Origin of the sequence: Kitasatospora sp. NPDC097605 (assembly GCF_040302725.1) — a bacterium.
GTDB lineage: Bacteria > Actinomycetota > Actinomycetes > Streptomycetales > Streptomycetaceae > Kitasatospora.
The window spans coordinates 161,727-185,512 of the sequence record NZ_JBEOSF010000002.1 but is presented as its reverse complement, the minus strand read 5'-3'; the positions used below and the strand labels follow the sequence as shown (position 1 = coordinate 185,512).

Annotated in this window: 20 protein-coding genes; 12 read left to right on the top strand and 8 right to left on the bottom strand. The window is 72.7% G+C overall.

The window, feature by feature from the left end; genetic code table 11:
• Positions 1-82 precede the first annotated feature (82 nt).
• The 10 genes from ABTX81_RS02930 to ABTX81_RS02885 all read left to right on the top strand — a co-directional run bounded on the left by ABTX81_RS02930 (position 83) and on the right by ABTX81_RS02885 (position 11,924).
• A complete protein-coding gene (locus ABTX81_RS02930; protein WP_350541160.1) occupies positions 83-1,549 on the top strand; it encodes an ABC transporter substrate-binding protein in 1,467 nt (488 codons plus the stop codon).
• On the top strand, positions 1,546-2,484 hold the full coding sequence (locus tag ABTX81_RS02925) for an ABC transporter permease (protein WP_350541159.1): 939 nt from the start codon (positions 1,546-1,548) through the stop codon (positions 2,482-2,484). Before ABTX81_RS02930 ends, ABTX81_RS02925 begins: the two co-directional genes overlap by 4 nt.
• A complete protein-coding gene (locus tag ABTX81_RS02920; RefSeq protein ID WP_350541157.1) occupies positions 2,481-3,356 on the top strand; it encodes an ABC transporter permease in 876 nt (291 codons plus the stop codon). Before ABTX81_RS02925 ends, ABTX81_RS02920 begins: the two co-directional genes overlap by 4 nt.
• Positions 3,353-5,119 (top strand): dipeptide ABC transporter ATP-binding protein, encoded by a 1,767-nt coding sequence (locus ABTX81_RS02915; protein ID WP_350541156.1) that lies wholly within the window; start codon positions 3,353-3,355, stop codon positions 5,117-5,119. Before ABTX81_RS02920 ends, ABTX81_RS02915 begins: the two co-directional genes overlap by 4 nt.
• Positions 5,112-6,662: an N-acyl-D-amino-acid deacylase family protein gene (locus ABTX81_RS02910; protein ID WP_350541155.1), complete on the top strand. Its 1,551-nt coding sequence runs from the start codon at positions 5,112-5,114 to the stop codon at positions 6,660-6,662. Before ABTX81_RS02915 ends, ABTX81_RS02910 begins: the two co-directional genes overlap by 8 nt.
• 41 nt (positions 6,663-6,703) lie before the next feature.
• A complete protein-coding gene (locus ABTX81_RS02905) occupies positions 6,704-8,269 on the top strand; it encodes a PucR family transcriptional regulator (protein WP_350541154.1) in 1,566 nt (521 codons plus the stop codon).
• Between the two features lie 53 nt (positions 8,270-8,322).
• The gene (locus ABTX81_RS02900; RefSeq protein WP_350541153.1) at positions 8,323-9,138 is read left to right on the top strand and encodes a GNAT family N-acetyltransferase; all 816 of its coding nucleotides are present in this window, start codon (positions 8,323-8,325) and stop codon (positions 9,136-9,138) included.
• Entirely contained in the window at positions 9,135-10,244 is a 1,110-nt protein-coding gene (menC, locus tag ABTX81_RS02895) for an o-succinylbenzoate synthase (protein WP_350541152.1), read from the top strand. Before ABTX81_RS02900 ends, menC begins: the two co-directional genes overlap by 4 nt.
• Positions 10,245-10,515: 271 nt before the next feature.
• The gene (locus ABTX81_RS02890) at positions 10,516-11,262 is read left to right on the top strand and encodes a VOC family protein (RefSeq protein WP_350541151.1); all 747 of its coding nucleotides are present in this window, start codon (positions 10,516-10,518) and stop codon (positions 11,260-11,262) included.
• Positions 11,263-11,474: 212 nt separating this feature from the next.
• Positions 11,475-11,924 (top strand): DUF8189 domain-containing protein, encoded by a 450-nt coding sequence (locus tag ABTX81_RS02885; RefSeq protein ID WP_350541150.1) that lies wholly within the window; start codon positions 11,475-11,477, stop codon positions 11,922-11,924.
• An 84-nt stretch (positions 11,925-12,008) separates the two neighbouring features.
• Here the strand turns inward: ABTX81_RS02885 and ABTX81_RS02880 are convergent, their stop codons facing one another.
• The 6 genes from ABTX81_RS02880 to ABTX81_RS02855 form a co-directional block, all read right to left on the bottom strand.
• A complete protein-coding gene (locus ABTX81_RS02880) occupies positions 12,009-12,752 on the bottom strand; it encodes an alpha/beta hydrolase (protein ID WP_350541149.1) in 744 nt (247 codons plus the stop codon).
• 244 nt (positions 12,753-12,996) lie between these two features.
• Entirely contained in the window at positions 12,997-15,759 is a 2,763-nt protein-coding gene (locus ABTX81_RS02875) for an SdrD B-like domain-containing protein (RefSeq protein WP_350541148.1), read from the bottom strand.
• A gap of 252 nt (positions 15,760-16,011) precedes the next feature.
• On the bottom strand, positions 16,012-16,434 hold the full coding sequence (locus ABTX81_RS02870) for a peptidase inhibitor family I36 protein (protein ID WP_350541147.1): 423 nt from the start codon (positions 16,432-16,434) through the stop codon (positions 16,012-16,014).
• Positions 16,435-16,465: 31 nt separating this feature from the next.
• Positions 16,466-16,903, bottom strand: a complete 438-nt coding sequence (locus tag ABTX81_RS02865) for a peptidase inhibitor family I36 protein (protein ID WP_350541146.1) — start codon at positions 16,901-16,903, stop codon at positions 16,466-16,468.
• A gap of 59 nt (positions 16,904-16,962) precedes the next feature.
• On the bottom strand, positions 16,963-17,409 hold the full coding sequence (locus ABTX81_RS02860; protein ID WP_350541145.1) for a peptidase inhibitor family I36 protein: 447 nt from the start codon (positions 17,407-17,409) through the stop codon (positions 16,963-16,965).
• Positions 17,410-17,634: 225 nt separating this feature from the next.
• Entirely contained in the window at positions 17,635-18,072 is a 438-nt protein-coding gene (locus ABTX81_RS02855) for a hypothetical protein (protein ID WP_350541144.1), read from the bottom strand.
• Between the two features lie 251 nt (positions 18,073-18,323).
• On the opposite strand from ABTX81_RS02855, the gene ABTX81_RS02850 reads away from it, so the two are divergent.
• Positions 18,324-19,130 (top strand): class I SAM-dependent methyltransferase, encoded by an 807-nt coding sequence (locus tag ABTX81_RS02850; RefSeq protein WP_350541143.1) that lies wholly within the window; start codon positions 18,324-18,326, stop codon positions 19,128-19,130.
• A gap of 30 nt (positions 19,131-19,160) precedes the next feature.
• On the opposite strand, the gene ABTX81_RS02845 is transcribed toward ABTX81_RS02850, so the two are convergent.
• The gene (locus tag ABTX81_RS02845) at positions 19,161-19,439 is read right to left on the bottom strand and encodes a hypothetical protein (RefSeq protein WP_350541142.1); all 279 of its coding nucleotides are present in this window, start codon (positions 19,437-19,439) and stop codon (positions 19,161-19,163) included.
• A 155-nt stretch (positions 19,440-19,594) separates the two neighbouring features.
• Entirely contained in the window at positions 19,595-22,393 is a 2,799-nt protein-coding gene (locus ABTX81_RS02840; RefSeq protein ID WP_350541141.1) for a helix-turn-helix transcriptional regulator, read from the bottom strand.
• A 394-nt stretch (positions 22,394-22,787) separates the two neighbouring features.
• Between ABTX81_RS02840 and ABTX81_RS02835 the strand changes: the two genes are divergently transcribed.
• A complete protein-coding gene (locus ABTX81_RS02835; protein ID WP_350541140.1) occupies positions 22,788-23,750 on the top strand; it encodes a quinone oxidoreductase family protein in 963 nt (320 codons plus the stop codon).
• Positions 23,751-23,786: the final 36 nt, after the last annotated feature.

Genomic DNA, 23,786 nt, shown 5'->3' with positions numbered 1-23,786 from the left:
CGGGCTGCTCGGCGGTGCCCTGACCGGAAGCCTGCTGCTGACCGGATGCGCCACGGCCGCTGGCGACCCGGACACGCTCACGATGGCAACCACGAGCCTGCCCAACGTGCTCGACATCGCCCACGGCTTCACCGACCCGGGCACCCTGGTGCAGTTCGCGATCCTGGAGTCGCCGGTGACGCGGGACGAGAACGGCAAGGTCGTCCCGCAGCTGGCGGAGTCGTGGACCGAACCGGACCCGGTCACGTACGTGTTCAAGCTGCGCGAGGGCGTGGTGTTCTCCGACGGCTCTCCGGTGACCGCCGAGGACGTCGCGTTCTCACTGGAGCGGCACACCGACCCGCAGGTCGCCTCCGAGGCGGCGAGCATGGTGGCCGCCGTCAAGTCGGTGCGGGCCACCGGCCCGGACGAGGTCACCGTCGTGCTGAAGGCCCCGACCCAGACGTTCCTGTCGAACGTGGCGGTGATGTGGCAGGTGGTGCCGAAGAAGCTCGCCGAGGCGCACCCGCAGGACCTGGGTACGCCGGCCTTCCCGACCCTGGGCACCGGGCCGTACAAGGTCACCGAGTTCTCCAGCACCAAGGGCATCACCCTGAAGCCCAACGAGAAGTACCGGGGCGCCAGGCCGGCCGTCGGCACGGTGAAGGTGATCACCATCACCGATCCGGAGACCCTGCGGCTGGCCGTCTCCTCCGGGGAGGTGGACGGGACCACCCAGGTACCGCCGCGTGACATCCGCAAGTGGGCCCCGCTGAAGGACGTCAGGACCCGGTTCTACGCCGGCAACTCGATCGCCTTCCTCTCCCTCAACGTCACCTACCCGCCGCTGTCGGACGTCCACGTCCGCAGGGCCGTCGCGCACGCGGTGAACCGGGAGGCGATGCAGCGGCTGGTGGTCGGCGCCACGGCGTCACCCGCGACCACGATCCTGACCCATCCCATGCTCCGGGCGCTCTACGGGGACGACTTCCGGAGCGTGACCGACCGGTGGCCCCGGTATCCGTACGACCTGGCCGCGGCCAGGGACGAGCTGGCGAAGTCCGCGTACCCCGATGGCTTCGAGCTGCCCGCCGACTACAACAGCGGCAACAACACGGCGGACGCCCTGCAGGTGCTCGCGGCGGACCTGGCCGAGATCGGCATCAAGCTCAAGCTCAACCCGCTGCCCGACGACACCTACCGCGCCAACCGGAGCCGGCACGAGGGACTCACCCTGGTACTGAACGATCTGTCCTACACCACCCCGGACCCGGGCGAGCTGCTGCCCGACCTCGTGTCCAGTGTCGGGGCGCAGCCCTACGGCTTCAACTTCGCCCAGTTCACCAGCCCGCGGATGGACACCCAGGTGGACAAGGTGCTCGCCCTGAAGAACGGCGAGGAGCGCAGCCGGGTGGTGACCGGGATCCTCACCGAGACCGCCGAGCAGGCCCCGTACGTCCCGCTGTACAGCGTGGACGCGGGGATCGCCCTGAACAAGAGGTTCACCGAGAACGTCGGAGTGTGGACCCTGAACGTCCTTGCCGGGATCAAGCCCGCGGAGTCCAGATGAACGCCGCCCTGTTGATCGCCCGGCGGCTGGTGTCCGCCGTCGTCCTGCTCGGGGTGATGTCGGTGCTCACCTACGGGTTGCTGTCCCTCAGCCCGGACGGACCCGTGCAAGCGCTGCTGGGCAATCGCCCGTCGACCCCGGAGACCGTCGCCGCGATCCGCGCGCAGTACCGGCTGGACGAGCCGTTCCCGGTGCGGTACTGGCACTGGCTGAGCGACGTGCTGTCGGGGGACTTCGGATCCTCCGTGTTCGCCAAGCAGCCGGTGCTGACGGTGATCGCCGAGCGTCTGCCGGTGACCGCCACGCTGGCCGGTTACGCGATGGTGCTGACCCTCCTCCTCGGCATTCCGGCCGGCATGGCGGCCGGGCTGCGCCGCGGCAAGCTGCTCGACCAGGGCGTCACGCTGGTCGCGCTCGTCGCGCTGTCCTTCCCGCCGTTCGCGCTGGGCCTGCTGCTGCTGTACGGCTTCGCCGTCGAGCTGGGCTGGTTCCCGACGTACGGGGGCGGGGACCTGTGGCACTACACCCTGCCGGCGATCGCGCTGTCGCTCGGTCAAGCGGCCGTCCTGATCCGCCAGACCCGAGCCGCCACCCTCGACGTCGGCGCCCAGGACTACGTCACCTTCGCCCGGGCCCGGGGCCTCGGCCGGATGCGGACCTGGGGGAGCTACTCCCTGCGCAACGCCGCCCTGCCCGTGCTCACCGTCGCGGGACTGCTGGCCGCGGCGAACCTGACCGGAGCGGTGTTCGTGGAACAGACATTCAGTTTGCCCGGACTGGGATCGCTCCTGGTGCAGGCGGTGAACCAGAAGGACATTCCCTTGATCCAGGCCTTGGTACTGCTCGGTGGCGCGGTGGTGATCGGCGTGAACCTGTTGGTGGACCTGATCTACCTGGTGGTCGACCCCCGGGTGCGGCACGGAGCCCCCGCGTGAGCGCGGCGACGACGACCCGGCCGGGCGTCCGCGAACACGGCCGGCGGCCCCGGATCGCCGGCGGCCGCGTCCTGACGACGACGGCGCTGTCGGCACTCGCCCTCATCGTGCTGGCCGCGATCCTCGGCGACTGGGCGGCTCCGCACGACCCGGCGCTGCAGAACGTCGAGCTGGGCCCCACCGGCCCGAGCGCGACCCACCTGCTCGGCACCGACGACCTGGGCCGCGACGTGCTGTCCCGGCTGCTGGCGGGCACCAGGACCGCGCTGGTCGCCCCGGTGCTGATCGCCCTCGGGACGACCCTGCTGGGGACCACCCTCGGCCTGCTCGCCGGCTACCACCGGGGCTGGCCGGACGCGGTCCTGATGCGGCTGAGCGACCTGCTGTACGCGCTGCCCGGGCTGCTCGTCCTGATCGTCCTGGTGGGCGTCGCCGGCGGCGGGACCACGATCGCCGTGCTCGCCCTCATCGTCCTGAACGCCCCGTCCGACATCCGGATCATCCGCAGCCTGGCCCTGGGCCAGCGGGAGCTGGCCTACGTCGACGCCGCCCGCACGCTGGGCCTGCCGGACCGCAGGATCGTCTTCCGGCACCTGCTGCCCAATCTGGCGCCGACCGTGACGGCCAATCTGCTGCTCAGCTTCGTCAGCGCGCTGGTGGCGCTGACCGGGCTGTCGTTCCTGGGCATCGGTCTGCCGGCGGGCACGCCCGACTGGGGCCTGATGATCCAGGAGAACCGCACCCTGCTGGACCTCAATCCCTGGGCGGCCGTGGCACCGGCGCTGCTCATCATGATCACCGCCATCGCCGCCACCCTGCTCGGCGACAGCATCTTCGAACGGCTCGACGCCGGGAAGGGCGTTCCGGAATGAGTGAGCTGCTCCAGGTACAGGGGCTCACGGTCACCCTCGGGGACCGGCGGATCGTCGACGACGTCGACCTGGCCGTCGCGGCCGGCGAAACCGTCGGACTGGTCGGCGAATCGGGCAGTGGCAAGTCCCTGACCGCCCGGGCGATAGCCGGACTGCTGCCCCCGCCCCTGCTGGCCCACGGCTCGGTGCGACTGTCCGGGGCCGAACTCGTCGGGGCGCGGGAGAAGGCGCTGCGCCAAGTGCGGGGCCGACGCGTCGGCCTGCTCATGCAGGACCCGTTCACCCAGCTGAACCCGCTGCTGACCGCGGGCGCGCACATCGCCGAGTCGCTTCCCCGCGGCGCCGGCCGCGACCGGGCCGAGATCGCCCGCCGGCTCGCGGAGGTCGGCATCGACGACCCGCAGGTGGCCCGGCGGTACCCGTTCCAGCTGTCCGGCGGGATGCGGCAGCGGGTGGCGATAGCGGCGGCGCTGGCCGGGGATCCCGAACTGCTGATCGCCGACGAGCCCACCACGGCCCTCGACGCCACCGTCCAGCACGAGATCATGCGGCTGCTCGCCGGGATCCAGGCGGCCCGGGGGATGTCCGTGCTGCTGATCACGCACGATCTGCGCGTCGCGTTCGCGCTGTGCGACCGGGTCCAGGTGATGTACGCCGGCCGGGTGCTGGAGACGGGCCGCGGCCGGGCCGTCGCCGCCGCCCCGGGCCACCCGTACACCGCCGGGCTGATCGGCGCGCTTCCGGCGGTGGAACGCACCGCCACGCGTCTGGTGTCCATTCCCGGCTCGGTGCCGCGCGCGGCCGACGTCACCGACCGGTGCGCGTTCGCCGACCGGTGCCCGCAGCGGCAGGACGACTGCCTCACCGGCCGGCCCCCGCTGCGCGAGATCGCCGTCGCCCACCGGACGGCCTGCCGGTACCCGGTTCAGCCGCCCGAGCCCCCGGCCGTCGACGAGCAGCCGGTCGCGGCCAGGCCTCCGAAGCCGTCGGACCGCCCCCTCCTGCTGGTCGAGGGACTGCGCAAGGAGTACGGCAAGGTGACGTCCTTGGACGGCGTCGACCTCTCGATCGCCCCGGGGGAGAGGGTGGCGCTGGTCGGCGAGTCCGGGTCCGGCAAGACGACCCTCGCACGGTGCCTGCTCGGCCTGGTCGAGGCGAGCGGCGGCCGGATCCTGCTGGACGGCACGGACACGACCCGGCCGCGACGGCTGTCCGCGGCCCAGCGGCGAACCGTGCGCACCCTCGTGCAGTGCGTGTTCCAGGATCCGTCCACCTCCCTCAACCCGGCGATGACGGTGGGCGCCATCCTGGCGGAGGCGGCCGGCCAGGCACGGCCGGAGGACCGTCTGCCCGTCGGCGAACTGCTGGAGCTGGTCGGCCTGCCACCCGCGTACTCCGGATTGCGGCCGCACCGGTTGTCGGGCGGTCAGAAGCAGCGGGTCGCGATCGCGCGGGCGCTCGCCGTGCGCCCCGCGCTGTTGATCTGCGACGAGCCGACCGCCTCGCTGGACGTGTCGGTCCAGGCCCACGTCCTGGAACTGCTGCGCCGCGTCAACAACGAGCTGGGCACCGCCCTGCTGTTCATCACGCACGACCTGGCCATGGCCCGGCAGATCACCGACCGCACCATCGTGCTCCTGCACGGCCGGGTGGTCGAAGCGGGCGACACCGAGACGGTGCTCGACAACCCCACCCACGCGTACACCCGCCGCCTGGTGGCCTCCGTGCCACCGGCGCCGACCGGAAAGACAGCCCATGCATGATCTGATCATCGCCGGCGGCGAGGTCCACGACGGATTCGCCTCCGCCCCCGTCACCGCCGACGTCGCCGTCACCGCCGGCCGCGTCACCGCCGTGGGCAAGGACCTCGGGGCGGCCAGACGGACCGTCGACGCGACCGGACTGGTGACGGCCCCCGGGTTCGTCGATCCGCACAGCCACTCCGACAGCGTTCCGTTCCTGCCCGATGCGCAGCCCTTCAAGCTGCTGCAGGGCGTCACCACGGAGGTCATCGGCAACTGTGGCTTCTCGATGGGACCGGCGGATCCCGCGACCGCCGGGCTGAGCCCGATCGAGCTGGGCGAGCGGACGTTCACGACCTTCGCGGACTACCTCGACGCCGCCGAGGCCGCCGGGCTGACCAACCACTTCGCCCCCCTGGTGGGCCACAACACCCTGCGGCTGGCGGTGGCCGGTCTGGAGCGGCGGCTGCCGCCGGGGGGCCTGGAGCGGCTGTGCGAGCTCACCGAGGAGGCCTTCGCAGCCGGGGCCCGCGGACTGTCCAGCGGTCTTGAGTACGTGCCCGGAGCGTACGCGGACCCGGCCGAGCTCACCGCCCTGGCCCGGATCGCCCGCCGGTACGACGGGGCGTACGCCACCCACATGCGCAGCGAGAGCGAGGGGCTGGCCGACGCCCTCGGCGAAGCGGTCGCGATCGCCAGGGCGGCCGGGGTCAGGCTGCAGGTGTCGCACTGCAAGGCTTCCGGACGGGCCGTCCACGGCGCGTCCCGGCTGATCCTGGACACCCTGGCCGAGGCCCGCCGCAGCGGCGTCGACGCACGGGGGGACCAGTACCCGTACCGGGCCTTCTGCACGGGCATGGCGGCAATGCTGCCTCCCGAGGCGTGCGAGGGCAACGTGGACGCGCTGCGCGCCAGGCTCCTCGACCCGCGGACCCGGGCGGCGCTCCGGGCGACGGCCGAGGGGCCGGGGACGGGGACCGGCGTCGGGTTGTGGCGGGAGGTCCACCCCGAGGACATGCAGATCCTCCGGCACACCGATCCCTCGGTGACGGGGCGCCGGCTCGCCGAGGTGCTGGCCGGACGGGAACCCTGGGACGCGCTGTGCGAGTTGCTGATCGCCGACCCGCACGCGTACGTCGTCTGCCACACCATGGACGAAGGCGATGTCCGGGCGATCATGGCCGATCCGCTGGTCGCGATCGGGTCGGACAGCGACATCCCGATCGGCCCGAACCACCCCCGGACCTTCGGCACCTTCCCCACCTTCCTCGGCGGCTATGTGCGGGACGGCGGCGTGGTGGACCTGGCCGAGGCGATCCGGAAGGTCACCTCCGCCACCGCGAGCCAGTTCGGGCTGTCCGACCGTGGCTGGATCGGCCGCGGCTCGGTCGCGGACCTGGTGGTCCTCGACCCCGCGCGGATCGGTCACGCCGGGACCTACGAGCATCCCGAGCTGAGGCCGACCGGAATCACCCAGGTGTTCCTGGCCGGTGAACAGGTGATCGCCGACGGTGAGTTCACCGGGGAGCGCCGGGGCCGGATGCTGCGATCGGAGCGGCGGTGACCGCCCCCGCCGGAACCCCCGCCGGAATCACCCTCGGGGTCGTGCTCGACAGCCTGGGAACCGATCTCCTCCGGCCGCTCGCGCTGCCACGAGGCCGGGCGGTCGCCGTCGGGGCGCCCACCATCCATGACACCGACGCCCCCGGGACAGGGCTGACCGACGCGATCGTCCTGGTACCCGGCCGACTGACCGCCGACGTCCTGGAGTGGGCCGCCGAGCACCACGCCAAGGCGGTGGTCACGCGCGCCGGCAGCACGGACACGGCGGCACTGACACGGGCGGCCGAACGGACCGGGGTGGCGCTCCTGGAGCGCAGTGCCGCGATCTCCTGGGGGCAGCTCTACACCTTGATCGACGCGCTGCGGGCGATCACGAGCCCGGTGTTCGAGCCGAACCGGCACCGGTCCACCGACCTGTTCGCCCTGGCCAACGACATCGCCGTGCGCGCCGGCGGCGCGGTCGCGATCGAGGACCTGTCCATGCGCGTGCTGGCCTACTCCACGGTCCCGGGCCAGCTGGTCGACGACCCGCGTCGTGACGGGATCCTCGGCCGCCGGGTACCGGACCACCCGACCCACGCCGAGGAGTACGCCGCCGTCCTGCGCTCCGACACCGCGGTGTGGAGCTACGAGCCGAAGGACTACTGGCCGCGCCTGGCCATCGCCATCCGGGACGGCGGCGAGGCGCTGGGCACCATCTGGGTGCTCCAGGGCGACGAGCCCCTGGCGGAGGAGGCGGCGGACGTCCTCGCCGAGGGCGCGCGGCTGGCCGCGCCCCACCTGGCCCGGGTCAGCCTCGCGGCGGATGCCGAGCGCCGGCAACGGACCGAGCGCCTGGGCTGGTTGCTCCGCGGCCTGGGAGTGACCCGGGAGCTCGCCGACTCGTTCGGGATACGCTTCGACGCCCCGGCGACCGTGCTGGTGATCGGCCGCTTCGGTGACCCGGCCGGTCACGCGCGGGGCGTGTCGCCGGACTCCGCCGCCGAGTACGTCGGCGACCTGCTGCGGATGGGGCTCTCCGCCTACCGGCTGGGCGCCGCCGCGGGAGCGCTGGACGGTCAGGCCGTGGCGGTGGTCGACACGGCGTCCGACGCGCCCGTGATCCAGCTGATCATCGCGACGGTGCTGGCCAGGGCGAGGGACACCCTGGGCGGCGGCTGGCGGGCGGGGATCAGTCGCACCCTTCCCGGCCTCGCCGACATCTCGACGGGGCTGAGCCAGGCCAGGCAGGCGCTCAAGGTGGTGTGCGGACCGTTCGGCAAGGCGGAGATCGGACGCCACGACGAGCTGGCCGCCCCGATATTCCTGGGGGACGTGTACGAGGCGCTCCGCTACCGTCCGGCCCTGGACGGGGAACCGCTGTCGACGGTGCTCGACCATGACGCCCGGCACGGGACGGAGTACGAGAAGACGCTGCGCTGCTGGATCGCCGGGCACTACGACGTGCCGCGGGTCGCGGACGCCATGACGCTGCACCCCAACACGTTGCGGCACCGGCTGCGCCGGCTGGCCGAGCTGATCGACATCGATGATCCGGACCTGCGGCTGGCGCTGGCGCTGCAGCTGCGGCTACGGACGCCGGACATCGGCACAAAGGAGGCCAGGTGAACTTGGGCCTGGACGCCAATGGCCCGGGGCGGTCCGCCGAGCAGACTCGTCACATGGTCGACATTCCTTCCGCCGTCCCGCAACGGGCGGACGTCCGAATCCAGTTGCTTCGGACCGTACCCGAACTCCAGCAGGCCGACGCGGTGCTGCGCGCCGTGTGGAACACCCCGGACCTCGCCGAGCCACCGTTGGCCCTGGACGTGATGTGCGCGCTCGCGCACACCGGCGGCTACGTCGCGGCGGCGTACCTCGGGACGGCGATGGTCGGCGTGACCGCCGGGTTCCGGACCGTCGGGGACAGCCTGCACTCGCACGTGGCCGGCGTGGTGCCCGGAATGCACGGGCGCGGGATCGGCGCGGCGATGAAGTCGCACCAGCGGGAGTGGGCCGCCGAGGCGGGCCTGTCGTCGGTCTCGTGGACGTACGACCCGCTGATCCGTCGCAACGCCTACTTCAACCTGCACCGGCTCGGGGCGGTCGCGGAGGCGTACCTGCCCGACTTCTACGGCCCGTTGGACGACGGCATCAACGACGGCGACGACTCCGACCGGCTGTTCGTCAGCTGGCCGGTGCACGGGACGCCGCAGGCACCGGCACCGGCACCGTTGCCGGACCTGGCCGTGGCGGAACCCGTGCTCGAAGCGGACGGCGATGGCGAGCCCGTACCGCGCGCCGCCACCGGTGACGTCCTGCGGTGTGTCACCCCGGTGGACGCGGAGTCCCTGCGGCGAAGGGATCCGGCCGCCGCCCGGCGCTGGCGGTCCGCGATGCGCGGGGCGCTCGGTGGCGCCCTGGAGAACGGTTACCGGATCGACGGGTTCGACCGGTCCGGATGGTACGTCCTGCGACGGAAGGAAACATCGGCATGAAGCTGCAGCAGGTGGAGTTGCGCGGGGTGGCCCTGCCCCTGGTCGCGCCGTTCCGGACCTCACTGGGAACCCAGGAGCACCGGAACTCGCTGCTGGTCGAGGTGACCACGGCCGACGGAGTCGTCGGCTGGGGCGAGTGCGTGGCCGACGACGATCCGACGTACAGCACCGAGTACCTGGCCGGGGCCCGGGAAGTGGTGCGTGAGTTCCTGCTGCCCCGGTTGTCCCGGGCTCCCGAGCTGACCGCGGCACTGGTGCCCGAGCTGCTCCGTCCGATCAGGGGCAACCCGATGGCCAAGGCGGCCATCGAGATGGCGGTACTGGACGCCGAACTGCGGGCCGCCGGCGTCAGCCTCGCCCAGTACTTCGGGGCGACGCGGACCGAGCTCGCGGTCGGTGTGTCGGTCGGCATCATGGACACCGTCGACGAGCTGATCAGCGCCGTCGACGGCTATCTGCGCGCGGGCTACGCCCGGATCAAGCTGAAGATCGAACCGGGCTGGGACACCGAGCCGCTGCGAGCGGTCCGGGACACCTTCGGCCCGGACATCGCCTTGCAGGTGGACGCCAACACCGCCTACGGTCCGGCGGACCAGCCCCACCTGCGCCGGCTCGACGCCTACGGGCTGACGCTGATCGAGCAGCCGTTCGCCCCGGACGACCTGCTCTCGCACACCCGGCTGGCGGCTCGCATGGACACCCCGATCTGCCTGGACGAGTCGATCACCTCGGCCCGGGACGCGGCCACCGCCATCCGGCAGGAGGCGTGCTCGATCGTGAACATCAAGCCCGGCCGGGTCGGCGGGTACCTGGAAGCCCGCCGGATACACGACCTGTGCCTGGCGAACGGCGTACCGGTGTGGTGCGGCGGCATGCTGGAGACCGGGCTGGGCCGGGCGGCCAACCTGGCGCTGGCCGCGCTCCCGGGCTTCACCCTGCCCGGCGACATCTCGGCCTCGGCCCGCTACTACACCCGCGATCTCACCGACCCCTTCGTCCTCGACGACGGCCGACTGACCGTCCCCACGGGCCCGGGGATCGGCATCGTCCCCGACCCCGACGCCCTGGAGGCCGCCACCACCTTCACGGAGCTCCTCACCGTCTGACCGTCCGTGGGCCCCGGGCACCGCAGTGCGGTGCCCGGGGCCGGGGGCAGGTGCGGGAAGCCGGTGGCTTGTGTGCGCGGCACCGAGCTCCTCCAGCGACAACGGCGGCCAGTGCGTCGAAGTCGCAGCCTCCCACCCCACCGCCGTCCCGGTCCAGGCACACGGCACCGCCCCCCGGCGCTCGCGCAGGCTCGACGAGCGGCCGTGGTCGGTACCGGGGCGGGCATAAACGCGGTGACCTGGGGCGTCGGCAGCTTCTAGGATCTGCGGCATGGCAACACGACTTGTACAGATCAACATGAAGGCCCACGACGACTCCGCGCTCGGCCGCTTCTGGGCGGAGGTGCTCGGGTGGGGTGTCGACAGCGAGGGGCCCGGCGTCACCAACCTCGAACCCGTGGGCTTTGACTACCCCGACCCCGTGGCGATCTGTATCGACATCGTCGCCCGCCCGGAAGCCAAGACGGTGAAGAACCGGGTGCACCTCGACCTGGCCACCACCTCGACCGCCCATCAGGCGGAGTTGGTCGCGCGCCTGAAGGATCTCGGTGCGACGCTCGCCGACGTGGGTCAGGGTGACGTCCCCTGGACGGTCATGGCCGACCCGGAGGGCAACGAGTTCTGCGTCCTGGAGCCCCGCCCGATCCACCAGGACACCGGGCTGATCGCCGCGGTGGTGGTCGACTGCACCGACCCGCGGGAGATGGCCCGGTTCTGGGGCCAGGCGACGGACTGGACGGTGCACGAAGTCGCCGACGACCACGCGAGCCTGCGGTCCGCCGCGGGCGTCGGCCCCTACCTGGAGTTCGTCCGCACCCCCGACACCAAGAGCGGGTGGAACCGCGTCCACCTCGACGTCCGCCCCTACCCGGGTGACGACCTCGCGGCGGAGGAAGCCCGACTGCGTGCCCTGGGTGCCGTGGGCCCCACCGACCCCGGGTTCGACCGGTCCGCCATCTCCTGGACGGTTCTGGCCGACCCGGAAGGCAACGAGTTCTGCCTCCTCGCTCCTCGCTGACCTTGAGTGACGGGCCCCGACCGGCTTTCGGTCGGGGCCCGTCGCGAGGGGCGTCGCGCTGCTACAAGTCCCACCGGTGTCCCCGAAGTTCCCGGAATCGGGGAACACGGAATTACCTCTCTGGGGGTACGGAGGCGCGCGGCGGCTCTGACAGACTCCGAACCTCCCGGAGGAGAGTCCCCGGGGTGGAATGGACAGGTGGGACCTTGCAGATGAAGGTACGTCTGATCGCGCTCCTCTTCGCTGTCGTCGGCGCACTGTTCGGCCTTGCCGCGCCCGCGAACGCCACAACCGCCGGCTACGTGGACCTGGAGCTGGGCGCCGCTCCGGGCTACTACGACAACGTCAGCGGCTGCACCACGGCGTTCGCCTACGGCGCGCCCTCCCGCGTGCTCCTCTGCGGCAGCCAGACCACCGTCGTGACCTGGGCGGACGGCCGCAAGGAGGTCACCGGGCTCGGCACCGACCATGCCGTCTGGACCGTGGAGCAGACCACGGCCGGAGGCTCCTGGGGCTCCTGGACGAGCCTCGGCGGCAGTGGGCTCGACCTCAGGTACGGGGTGGCCTGGCCCAACCCGTCCAGCGTCGGCGCGTGGACCGGCGACTACCAGTTCTGGTGCCGCACCAAGACCGACGGCTGGGGCCCCTGGCACCTCTGCTGATCCGCTGACCTCGGGCCTCCGGGCAGTGGGCCCGAACCCCGGGACGGTTCCGGAACTCTCCGGAACCGTCCCGGTCATATGCTCCTAGCTCAGATGCCGGGCGAAGAACCTGGCGCCGGCGTCGAGTTCGAAGTGCGGGACGCCGGTGTGCCCGCCCATGTTGGCGTGCAGGGTCTTCTCCTTCGACCCGAGGGCGTCGAACAGGTCCAGGGACGCCTGCCGGTCATTCCCTTCGTCGTCCCACTGCAGCAGGACCTGCAGCGGAACGGTGACCCGGCGGGCCTCCTCGACCATGGCGGCGGGCACGAAGCTCCCGGCGAACAGATTGGCGGCCGCGATGCGCGGGTCGACCACCGCCAGCCGGATGCCGATGGAGATGATTCCCCCCTCGTACCCGACCGGGCCGCCGATCTCGGGCAGTGCCAGAAGCGCGTCCAGGGCGGCCTGCCACTCCGGGACGGCCCTCTCGACGAGCGGGAGGACGAGGGCGTCGACGATCTCGCCGGTCACCGGCTCGCCCGCCTCCATCACCCGGCGCAGGTCGGCCCGGGCCTGCTCGGTGGCGGCCAGACGGGGCCGGTCACCGCTCCCGGGGAGTTCGATGGTGGCCGAGGCGAAGCCGTACTCCGCCGCGTAGTACCGGGCCCGCGCCGCCACCCGGGCGTGCACCCTGCGCAGCCCGAGCGGGGGAAGACCGATCAGGATCAGCGGCACCGGTGCGGATGCGGACGCGGAGTCGGGCGTCCACAGGACGCCGGGGATCCCGCCGAGGGTGAATTCGCGTTCGAGGACGCCGTCGTCGAGGCGCTGCTCGGAAGTGAACTGCATGGTCGTGCCTTTCGGGAGAGCTCTGGAACGGCGCTCCCGGACGACCTATCGCCTGACCGTGACCCTGGAGGAGAGCACCCATCTCGATACTGCGTTCACGGGTACCACCTCCTCGTTCTCTCGCACGGCCTCAGAAAAGGTAGCAGCGCTAGCAATACTTCGCCAAGCGATTAATTTCCTGCCGGCCGCTAGGCAGAGCCCGGCGGGAGCCCTCTCCGGAACCGAAGAGGGCCCCCGCCCCGAGCTACTGGCGCCGGGCCCTGCGCCTGCGGAGTTCCACGAGTGCCCAGCCGAGGGCCGTGAGCACCGCGGATGCGAGGGCCATCGGCACGACCTTGTCCTGGCCGGTGGCCGCCAGGTGCGCGCCGGGCGCGGCGTTCGGCGCGGCCGGCGCGCCTGACGGCGCGGGCGCGTCGGGCGTCGGCGCCGTGACCGGCACCACCGGCGCCGGCGTGGCCACCGGCGTGGCCGACGGCGCTGGCTCAGGCGTCGGCGTCGGCGTCGGCGTCGGAGCCGCCGTCGCCGGAACCGTCGTCGACGGCGTGGGGGCGGGCAGCAGCCGGTTGACCGCGGTCGCGGAGACCCCGGCGTCGAGGGTCCCGGAGTTCAGCACCAGCGGGCCGGACACCGGGTTCTCCGGAACCGCGTAGCCCCCGGGCGGGCTGATCTCCTGCCAGTAGTACGTTCCGGACTCCGCCGTGGCCGCGCAGACGCCGTCGGCCCCGGTCGTACAGGGGCCGCCGACCCGGGTGTCGGCCTTCGTCCCGGAGGTCTGCAGCCCGTCGCTGCCGTTGGTCTCCCGCCACAGCGCGAACGTCGCGCCGGCCAGCGGCGTTCCGTCCTGGTCGTGCTTGACCAGGCGTACCGGGCCCTCCTGCGGGCGGAAGCCGAGGTCGAAGGTGTGGTCGTTCTGCCCCGGTCCGCCGGTGGTCAGGGTCCGTTCCGGGTAGCGGGCGCCGTCCGGGACGACGCCCTTGGAGTCCACGAAGCGGTTGTCACCGGCTCCCGCCTCGGTCGGCACCCACTGGTACAGCGGCCCGCCCGGCGCGTAGTCCGCCGGATCGTCCATCCTGATCGTGTACGTGGTCCTCGGCTTGAGACCACCGGGCACGTTCGAGTCGTCGAAGTAGTACTCGCCGCGCGGCGTCGTCCTCGTCGACGCGACGAGCTTGCCGGACTCGTCGTAGAGGTTGACGGCGGCGCCGGGGACCGGCCGCTGACCCGGGCTCTGGACGCCCTTGCGCTCGGCGTCGTACCAGACCCGGTTGCCGATCTGCAGCGGCGCCTGGTCGCAGAGCACCTCCAGGTCGCCCATCGAAGCGCCCTTCCCGAAGGCCGGCCTGTCCTTCGGGTCGTTCATCCCCAGGCCGGACCCGGTCTCCCTGGTCCCGTCACGGTTGGTGAACATCGTGCCGACGGTCCACCAGACGTCGGTGGGGTCCACGGCCGAGACCGCGATGGAGTCCTCCACCTTCGACAGCGCCATGCCGGCGTAGGCCGCGTTCGGGTGGTTGCCCTGGAAGGTGCCGACGCTGAAGAACCTGGTCCCGCGCGGCGTCATCCCGCAGCCGGTGTTGACGTCCATCACGTACACGCCGCCGGACAGGCACGCCTTGTTGAGGTCACCGCCGGACGCGAAACTGTGGTAGGTCGTGGGGTCCCCGGTCCGTTGGAACGCCGTCGCCTTGTCGGTGTGCCGGTCACGGAACGCCAGCAGCATGGAGCCGTCGGTCTCGAAGACGATCTCGGCCAGCTCGGGCTCGGGGTTGGCGTAGAACCCGGTGCCGGTGCAGGCCTTGCCGTTCTGCTCGGCGGGGATGGTGTCCGTCCACGGGAACCAGCCGTCCCCGGGGCAGAGGCCGTTGGCCGTCTTGCTGCGCGGGTAGTCCAGCGGCTGGTCCAGCACCGGCTTGCCGAACGCGCCCGTGGCCGGGTCGAAGGGCAGGACGACCGCGCGCAGGTCCGCGACCTTCCCGGTCGACTCGCCCGAGCAGACACCGCCGAGGTAGCCGACGCCGTCCTGCAGGCCAAGACCGAACGGACGCCAGTCCACCGCCGAGGGGCAGCCCGGGTCCGGAATCGAGTAGGAGGCCTCCGGCGCCGCCGCGGTCGGCCCGGTGGCGTCGTAGCGGTACAGCCTGCGGTTGCTGAGGTTGACGACGAACAGGTCGCGGCCGTCCTCGGAGACCTTCAGGGCGCCCAGGCTCTGCTTGCCCGGCGCCGAGAGGAAGGCGTCGTCCGCGGCGCCGACCCCGTGCACCGCCGCCCCGGCGTCCGGGACGGTGGCGAACAGCGACGTCGCCTTGTTCGCGACATCGGTGACGTAGATCGCGCCGGCGCCGCCGGGGCCGTACGTGGTGTCCCGCTTGGCCAGCGCCGAACTGAACAGCCGCTTCCCCGGCTTGCTCCAGCCGATGCCGTAGACGGTTCCGGTCTCGGCGTCGGTGGCCAGGTCGGTGGTGTCCGTGTCGGTGCCGCGCGCGCTGTAGGGGAAGGTCACCAGCGTGCGCGGCTTCTGCGACTCGTTCGTCGCGGGCTGGCAGGCCGTGACCAGCGGCGCGTTCTTCTGGCAGTAGTCGGCGGGATTCCACAGACCCGTCGTGTACGCCACGTTCCGGCCGCCGGCGAGGTCGACGAACTCCTCGTTGCTGCTCAGCCGGTTCGGCGCGCCGTCCAGGCCCTGCCGCGAGGCGAACGCCGGGAACAGCAGGCCCGGCTTCGGGTTCACCACCTGCACCCGGTAGCGGCCGTTCGCGGACCGGGCCTTGCCCGGCGCCAGGGTGACCGTGCCGTCGGGGGCGGTCACACCGGTCACCTCGGCGCCCCCGTCATCGGCGAGCACCACGGTGACCCCGCCGATGCCCGGCTCCAGGGCCGGACTCCACACGCCGTCGGTGTCGACCGCCCGTACCACCCGCACCGTCACCGAGCCGTCGTCCGCCTGCGGATACGCGGCCGGAGCCGCCAGCAGCGAGCAGCCGCCGATCCCCACGGCGAGCACCGCCACCCGGCCCACCAGACGCCGACCGGTTAACCCCGGTCCCCGCCGACCCGGTCCACGCCCGGCGCCGTTCATCTCTTCACTTGTAGCTGTCATTCCCGCTCTCATCGTTCAGGCGATGATCCGCCTTGTGAACCGGATCTTAAGGGAGGCTCAACAAGTGCGTCACAACATCGCCGAATTGATGGCAAACCGCCCCCGGCGTACGGCCGGGGGCGGTTTCGGACCGGCGGCCTCGCGGTCAGCGGAACTCGGCGGTCAGCAGTACTTGAAGGAACTGATCCTGTCGTTGATCCAGCCCGGGACGGTGCGCCACTTCTCCCAGGGGCCGATCCTGAACTCCGCCCCGCCGTAACCGTTGTGCTCGTAGAAGCAGATGCTGCTGCCGGTGTTGTTCACCACCGACGACGCGATGTCCTGCATCCCGGTCCAGGAGCCGCCCTCGTTCTTGAGCTTCCCCATGTCGGCGATGTTCTGGTCCGACGCGAGCGCCGCGTACTTGCCGCTGGGACTGCCGGCGACGAAGTCGTAGTCGGACCAGAGGCAGATGAAGTTGCTGGGACACGCTCCGGACCCGGTTCCGATGGGGAGCGTGGTGGCGCTTGCGGCGGGCGCCGCTGCCAGGATCAACCCGGTGGCGGCGGCAGCGAGCAGTCCGAGCCTGGCCGTCTTCTTGGGCATGGTCATCACCATCCGTTCAATTCGCTCGGGGTCAGCAGTACTTGAAGGAGCTGATCCTGTCGTTGATCCACGACGGGAGGGACGGCCACTGCTCCCAGGGGCCGATCCTGAACTCGGCGCCGCCGTAGCCGTTGTGCTCGTAGAAGCAGATGCTGCTGCCGGTGTTGTTCAGCACCGACGAGGTGACGTCCTGCATGCCCTTGTCCCCGGTGGACGTGCGGCCCAGCTTGCCCATGTCGCTGATGTTCTGGTTCGACCCGAAGGACCCGAACTTGTGGTCGTAGACGAAGCCGCCCTGGATGAAGTTGCCCTCCGACCAGAGGCAGATGTAGCCGGCGGGGCACGACCCGGCACCGTGGCCGATGTTGGTGACGGTGGTGGCCCCGGCGGACGTCGCCGCGGCGACGACCAGCCCGGCCGCGACGGCGGTGCCCAGTCCGAGCCGCGTCAAGCTGCGCTTCGAGAACATGATCCCTCTTTTCCGAGTGGTGGTGTGGCGGGGCGGTGAATCCGCGGCCGGATCAGCAATCAGCAGTACTTGAAGGAGCTGATCCTGTCGTTGATCCAGCCCGGGACGGTGGCCCACTTCTCCCAGGGGCCGATCCTGAACTCCGCCCCGCCGTAACCGTTGTGCTCGTAGAAGCAGATGCTGCTGCCGGTGTTGTTCACCACCGAGGAGGCCTGGTCCTGCATGCCCTTCCAACGCCAGGACTTGCTCTCGTAGACGAACTTGCCCATGTCCGGAACGTTCTGGTCCGAACCCACGGCCCCGTAGTCGTACCCGCCCGCGGGATTTCCCCGGACGAAGTTGTAGTCGCTCCACAGGCAGACCCAGTTGGCCGGGCACTTGCCGGAGCCGGTCTGGATGTCGGTGAGAACGCTCGCGCTCGCGCTCGTCGTCGAGGCGACGATGGCACCGGCCAGCGCGGCGGCGCCCACCGCGAGCCGCAACCCAGTGCGCCGCAGGTCCCTCATGATCTCCTCCGCCTTCTCTCTGCTACCAGGGGTGTTGCTCCGGCGTTCCCGCTCCCGGAGCAACTCCACTGTGCTGCCGGCGGCCCCACCCGGTCATCAGTCATCTGACTGCGGCCGCAGCGACAGCTGTTGACGGAGGAACAGCGACTGCTTGGGCCGGCCCCGGCGAGTACTGCCCTTCTGGACCACGCCCGGCCGGTCGGGGCTCCTCCGCCGGGCGGGGGATCAGCAGGTGACCGGGGCCGTGACGGTGGCGGTCAGCGGCGGCAGGCCCGGTGTGGTGGTCCGGAAGGTGGCCGTCACGCTGGAGCCGCACGGGGCGGTGCGCGCGACGGGGCCGACCGTGAGCCCTCCGACGGGCACGGTGGCGGTCACGTCCTCGCGCTCCAGGACCTCGCCGTCGGTGATGCGGGCTTCCAGGGTGTAGGAGAGGGTCCGCGGGACTCCGCCGGAATTGGCGGAGTAGCCGGTGGCGGAGAAGAGGATGCCGTCGACCGTGAGACAGACCTGGTTCCGGACGAGGCTGGTGGGACCCCAGGCGCAGGTGGTCGGGGAGGAGATCGTGGCCGTGCCCGTGGTCTGCGCGGTGGCCTGGCCGGCGCCGGTGACACCGAGCCCGGACAGCGCGGCAGCGGCCGCCAGGACCGCGACGAAACGCTTCATCGAGGGTCTCTCCTTCGAGAGTCGACAACGAGGGTAGGGAGGCGTGACGCCATGTGACATGTCACGCTTCACTCCTCGGGATGCTTCCACGGCACTCCGCCCGCTACTCCTGACCGGCCTCGAATCCCGCCACGCCTACCGGATTTGACCGCCGGGTGGCTCGAATCCGCTCGCCCGGTGGCCTCGGTGCGTGCCCCCGTGGGTTAGGGTCCCGGGAAGTCGATCGACGAATCCAGCGGGGAGGCGGGGCCGTGACGGCGTTCGACGAGAGCGAGCGGCGGATCTGGTCGGGCAGCGCGAGGGCCTACGCCGACAGCTTCGCGAAGCTGTGCGCCCACCCGGTCCACCGGCTGCTCGACGCCGCCGGCGTTCGGGCGGGTGCGCGCGTGCTGGACGTGGGAACCGGGACGGGCGCCGTCGCGGTGGCCGCCTGCGCGCGCGGGGCGGAGGTGACGGCGGTGGACGCCGAGCCCGGCATGGTGGACCTGGCCCGGCAGGCCGCTCCGGCGGCGGCGTTCCAGGTGGCGGCGCTTCCGGAACTGCCCTTCGCCGACGGAGAGTTCGACGCCGTGGTCGGCAACTTCGTGCTCAACCACGTGGGCCGCCCCCGCCGGGCGCTCGCCGAACTGCGACGGGTGACCCGTCCCGGCGGGACGGTCGCCGTGACGATCTGGAGCTCCCCGCCGGCGCCCGGCCAGGCCCTGATCGGCCGGGCCGTCGAGGCGGCGGGCGTACCGCGGCCGTCCGACCTCCCCGCCCTCGCCCCGGAGGACGACTTCCCGCGCACCGAACGAGGACTCGCGGACCTGCTGGCCTCGGCGGGCCTGGCCGGGGCGGCGTGCGAGAGCGTGAGCTGGAACCACCGCACCGACCTGGAGGAATGGTGGAGCGGACCGGCCTCCGGCGTCGCCACGATCGGGAGGATCGTGGCCGGTCAGACCCCGGAGGTGCGGGCCGGGATCAAGCGGCACCTGGAGGCCCTGGGCAAGGAGTTCACCGGCCCCGACGGGCTCCTGCTCCTGCCCCACGTCGCCCTGCTGGCCTCCGGCCGCGCGTGACGCCGCACGCCCGCGGGCTCCTGTGTCGCGTCAACTCCGCGCGGCACGGCGGGAGATGTCGGCCCGCCGGACGGCGTCCTCGGCCCGGACGGGGTTCCCCTTCCCGTCGTAGGGGACGAGGCTGTACGTCCGCAGGCCGAGCTGGTCGAGGGCCTTGAGACCGGCCACGTTGCCGACCCGCTCGGCACCGACCCCGAGGGCGGCGCCGATGAGGTGCCGCATCGGCCACAGCCGCGTCCCGATCAGCACCCCGTGCGTGGCGACCTCGCCGGGCTCCCGGTCCCAGGTGGCGGCCGCGATCTGCTCCAACGAGAGCGACCGCTTCTCGGCGGGGTTCCGAAGCGATATCTCGACTGACCTCACGGTGTCCTCTCCCGAAGCGCGGCTCGCCCCGACCCTATCGCCTGACGCCGGTCCCCCGCCGGGCCGGCCGGCGTGCGGATCCGCGACGCCCCGAGGTCGGTTCACGGCAGGGTCGTCCCGTCCTCGGGGAGGGCGTTGAGGGCGTCGCGCAGCATCGCGCGGGAGGTGATGCCCAGCTTCGGGTAGATCTGGTACAGGTGGGCGCCGACCGTGCGGTGGGAGATGAAGAGCCGTTCGGCGATCTGCTTGTTGGTCAGGCCGGTGGCGGCGAGGTCGGCGATCTCCCGCTCCTGGGCGCTCAGGCCGGTACCCTGCGCGGCGCCGAGCCTGCGCCGGCCCCAGCCCGTCGCCCGCAGCTCCTTCCGCGCCCGCTCGGCCCACGGCCCGGCGCCCAGCTCCTCGAAGGTCGCCAGCGCGGCGGACAGCGGAGTGCGGGACTCGGTGGTCGTCCGGGCCCGGCGCAGCCGTTCGCCGTGGGCGAGTTGGACGCGGGCGTGGTCGAAGCGCCACCGCTCGCCGCCGGGGGTGCCGAGCGCGCGGGCGAACAGGCGCAGCGCCTCCTCGTCGTCCTCGCAGCACAGGGCGGCGCAGGCCTCCGTCAGCATGGCGTGCCGGGAGGAGACGGCGGCTATCCCCGCCTCGCGCATCGCCCGCACGTGCGCCGCCGCCTCCGCGCGCCGGTTGGCGCGGACGGCGGCCTCGACCAGGGGGCCGGCCACCCACAGGGCGTGCGGCGCGTGCGAGGCGAGGGTGCCGGCGGGGCTGACGGCGGCGGCGTGCCGGTAGGCCAGCGCGAAGTCCCTGCCGCCCAGGGCCGCGACGGCCGCGGCGTGGTGGGCGTAGTGCGCGGCGCAGGACGCGCCGTGCCGCGCGGCCCACTCGATCACGACGGCGGACGTCGCCAGGCTCTCCGCCGTGTTCCCGCGCGAGCCGAGGACGATCGCCCGGATGTACCGGAAGTACCAGGCGAAGGCGCTGTACTCGTGGTCCTCGCACGCCCGCAGCCCCTCGTCGGCGAGGTCCAGCGCCTCGTCCCAGCGCCCGGTGAGGTAGTCGTCCAGGCAGAGGTGGATGAGCGAGGAGATGTAGCGCCGCGCCGGCCCGCCGTCCCGCCCCGAGCGCACCACCTGCCAGGCCGCGTCGCGGACCTCGCCGAGACGGTCGAGGTAGAGGGCGCCGGTGCCGACCCGGGTGATCAGCACCGGGTCGGGCTCGCCCGCCAGCGAGGCCATGAGACCGTCGAGCTGACGGTGCGCCGCCGCCCCGGTGCGCGCCGGGTCGGAGAAGGTCCGCCCCAGCACCGCCAGCACGGCCGGCGGCCGCGGGGCGAGGCGCTCCACGGCCCGGTAGTAGGACTGCCACAGCTCGGGCCGGGCGCCGAAGAAGCAGACCACGGCCAGCACGTGCAGCGCGTCGACCAGCGCCCGGTCGTCGGCCCGGTACCCGTGGGATCCGGCCGCGGACTCGATGGCGCCGGTCAGCAGCCGGTGGGCGGTCGCGACGTCGCCCTCGCCGTTCAGCATGAGCATCGCCGACGCCGTCGCGGAGTGCAGGGACGCCTCGGGGGCGGCCTGCCGGGCGTCGTCCAGCAGCTTGCGGGCGCTGGAGAGGGCCCCGGTGGACTCGGCCCCCAGGTAGGCGGCCTCGGAGAGGCGCCGGCTGCGGTTCGGGCCCTCGGGGGAGAGCGACGCCGAGCGGATCAGCGTGCGCATGGCCCCGGCGGCGTCGCCGCGGCGCAGGGTCAGGCCGGCGGCGTGCTCCAGCAGCGCGGCGACCTCCTCGTCGGGCTCCACCGTCGCCTCGCCCAGGTGCCAGGCGCGGCGCTCCGGCTGGTCGGCGAGCACCTGGGCGAGCGCGCCGTGCGCGGCGCGCCGCTCGCTGCTCAGCGCCTGCCCCACCACGGCCGAGCGGATCAGCGGGTGGCGGAACCTCAGCCGCTGCCCGCCCTCCTCGATGTGCACCAGCCGCTCGCGCTCGACCGGCGCGAGGTCGTCCAGGCCGGACCCGCTCCCGGTCCGGCGGGCGGCCGCCTGCAGCACCCCGAGGTCACCGGTCCCTTCGAGGGCCGCCAGCAGGAGCAGCCGCCGGGAGGCGGCGGGCAGACCGGTGACCCGCGAGCCGAACAGCGTCTCCAGCCGATTGGTCAGCGGCAGCACGGCGGGGGAGTCCGCTGCGGCGGGCCGCAGCGCGGCCGGCAGCTCCAGGAGCGCCAGCGGATTGCCGCCCGCCTCGGCCAGCAGCCGCCGCCGCGCGCCGCGGGCCAGGCCGGGGAACCTGCTGCCCAGCAGCCGGCCCGCCGACTCGTCGTCCAGCGGCGGGAGGTCGTAGCCGGGCAGGGCGCCGGCCTCCTGGGGGCGCGGCTCGCCGGTGCGCGCCGCCGCCACGAAGCTGAAGCCCAGCCCGGCCACCCGCCGGGCGACGAAGCCGAGCACCGCCGTGCTGGCGCGGTCCACCCACGGCAGGTCGTCGACGACCACCAGCAGCGGCTCCCCGCCGGCCACCGTCTGGAGCAGCCGCAGCACGGCGTTGGAGACCAGCAGCTGCTCCGGCGGCCGGCCGCTCTCGAAGCCGAGCGCCACCCGCAGGGCGTCGCGCAGCGTGGAGTCGAGCTGCTCCAGGGCGCCCAGGAACGGGAAGAGGACCTGGTTGAGGCAGGAATAGCCGCAGTCGGCCTCGAACTCCACGCCCGCCGCTCTGAGCACCAGGACGCCGTCCGCCCGCGCGGACCCGGCCAGCGCGTCCAGGACGGCGCTCTTGCCGACGCCCGCCTCCCCGCCCAGCAGCAGCGCACCGCCGCCGCCGCCGATCCGCAGCCGGTCACGGACCAGTCGCAGATCGGACTCCCTGCCGACCAGCGGCTCCGCGGCGCCGAGCGCGCCGGACGCACGACCGTCCTCCACCGCCGTCCCCTCCCCATGGACCGCCCCGCCACAGCCGCGCCGGGGCAGCCCTCCAGCAGGCGGGGACATGCCTCCGCGCAGCCGTGAATGCCCTGGTCGCGACCAGTATGCCGGACGAGAATGCTGGATACGATCGTGAGCCGGGGGGTGCGGACCGCGCGGTCCCGGCCATTCGCCGGAGCGCTTCCGAGCACCCTCTCCCCAGGGCGGCCTCCCGTCCCGGGAGCCGCCGGCCCGATGTTCTGCCGGGACACCTTACGCGATCCGCCGGTTCGGTCAACCACCCCGTCTGACCTGCGGATTGGACTTGCCGGTCCATTTTCCGCCGCCTAACGTGCAGACCGTTTCCGCACGGACGAGACCGTGCCGGCAATCCCGCACGAGAGGCGTCACCATGCACGCGATCCGCATCGAGGAGCACGGCGGTCCCGAGGTCATGCGCTGGACCGAACTGCCGGACCCCGAACCCGGCCCCGGCGAGGCGCTGGTGCGCCTGGGCGCCGCGGGCGTCAACTACATGGACGTCGGCGCCCGCGCCCACGGCGGCCCCGGCTGGGCGGCCCCGGCCATCCTCGGCGCCGAGGGAATGGGGTACGTCACCGCGCTCGGTGACGGCGTCCGCGACCTCGCCGTCGGCGACCGGGTGGCCTGGTTCTACCACCCGGGCAGCTACGCCGACCTGCTCGCCGTCCCGGCCGCCGCGCTGGTCAGGGTGCCCGACGGCGTCGACGACGAGACGGCCGCCGCCGTGATGATGCAGGGCCTCACCGCCAGCCACCTCGGCACCGAGACCTACCCGATCGGCCCGGGCGACACCGCCGTGGTGCACGCGGCCGCGGGCGGCGTCGGCCGGCTGCTCACCCAGCTGGCCAAGGCCCGCGGCGGCCGGGTGATCGGCCTGGTCTCCCGCGAGGAGAAGGCCCCGGTCGCGAAGGAGGCCGGCGCCGACCACGTGCTGGTCCACAGCGGCGGCGGCTTCGAGGAGCGGATCAAGGAGCTGACCGGCGGGCGCGGCGCCGACGTCGTGTACGACGGCGGCGGCAGCGAGACCTTCCACTCCTCGCAGGCGGCGCTGCGCCCGCACGGCGTGCACGCCTACTACGGCCCCTTCATGGGCGTTCCCACGCTGCGGCCCACCGACCTGCCCAACAGCATCCTGCTGACCTACCCGGTGGTCCACCACCACGTCGCCACCCGCGAGGCCCTGGTGCGGCGCACCGGCGAGCTGTTCGACCTCGTCCTGGACGGCCGGCTCACCCCCCTCGTGACCGGCCGCCACCCCCTCGCGGAGGCCGCCCGGGCCCACGCCGACCTCGAATCGCGCCGCACCACCGGGAAGCTCCTGCTGCTGCCCTGACCGGCTCCGGCGACGGTTGAATGGGGTCACTGACGA

Bases quoted from the DNA above. Each gene is read 5' to 3' on its own strand.
- ABTX81_RS02885 (WP_350541150.1), top strand. From the start codon at position 11,475: ATGAAGGTACGTCTGATCGCGCTCCTCTTCGCTGTCGTCGGCGCACTG.
- ABTX81_RS02880 (WP_350541149.1), bottom strand. From the start codon at position 12,752: ATGCAGTTCACTTCCGAGCAGCGCCTCGACGACGGCGTCCTCGAACGC.
- ABTX81_RS02930 (WP_350541160.1), top strand. From the start codon at position 83: ATGGCAACCACGAGCCTGCCCAACGTGCTCGACATCGCCCACGGCTTC.
- ABTX81_RS02890 (WP_350541151.1), top strand. From the start codon at position 10,516: ATGGCAACACGACTTGTACAGATCAACATGAAGGCCCACGACGACTCC.
- ABTX81_RS02870 (WP_350541147.1), bottom strand. From the start codon at position 16,434: ATGCCCAAGAAGACGGCCAGGCTCGGACTGCTCGCTGCCGCCGCCACC.
- ABTX81_RS02860 (WP_350541145.1), bottom strand. From the start codon at position 17,409: ATGAGGGACCTGCGGCGCACTGGGTTGCGGCTCGCGGTGGGCGCCGCC.
- ABTX81_RS02855 (WP_350541144.1), bottom strand. From the start codon at position 18,072: ATGAAGCGTTTCGTCGCGGTCCTGGCGGCCGCTGCCGCGCTGTCCGGG.
- ABTX81_RS02925 (WP_350541159.1), top strand. From the start codon at position 1,546: ATGAACGCCGCCCTGTTGATCGCCCGGCGGCTGGTGTCCGCCGTCGTC.
- ABTX81_RS02835 (WP_350541140.1), top strand. From the start codon at position 22,788: ATGCACGCGATCCGCATCGAGGAGCACGGCGGTCCCGAGGTCATGCGC.
- ABTX81_RS02900 (WP_350541153.1), top strand. From the start codon at position 8,323: ATGGTCGACATTCCTTCCGCCGTCCCGCAACGGGCGGACGTCCGAATC.
- menC (WP_350541152.1), top strand. From the start codon at position 9,135: ATGAAGCTGCAGCAGGTGGAGTTGCGCGGGGTGGCCCTGCCCCTGGTC.
- ABTX81_RS02865 (WP_350541146.1), bottom strand. From the start codon at position 16,903: ATGTTCTCGAAGCGCAGCTTGACGCGGCTCGGACTGGGCACCGCCGTC.
- ABTX81_RS02910 (WP_350541155.1), top strand. From the start codon at position 5,112: ATGCATGATCTGATCATCGCCGGCGGCGAGGTCCACGACGGATTCGCC.
- ABTX81_RS02915 (WP_350541156.1), top strand. From the start codon at position 3,353: ATGAGTGAGCTGCTCCAGGTACAGGGGCTCACGGTCACCCTCGGGGAC.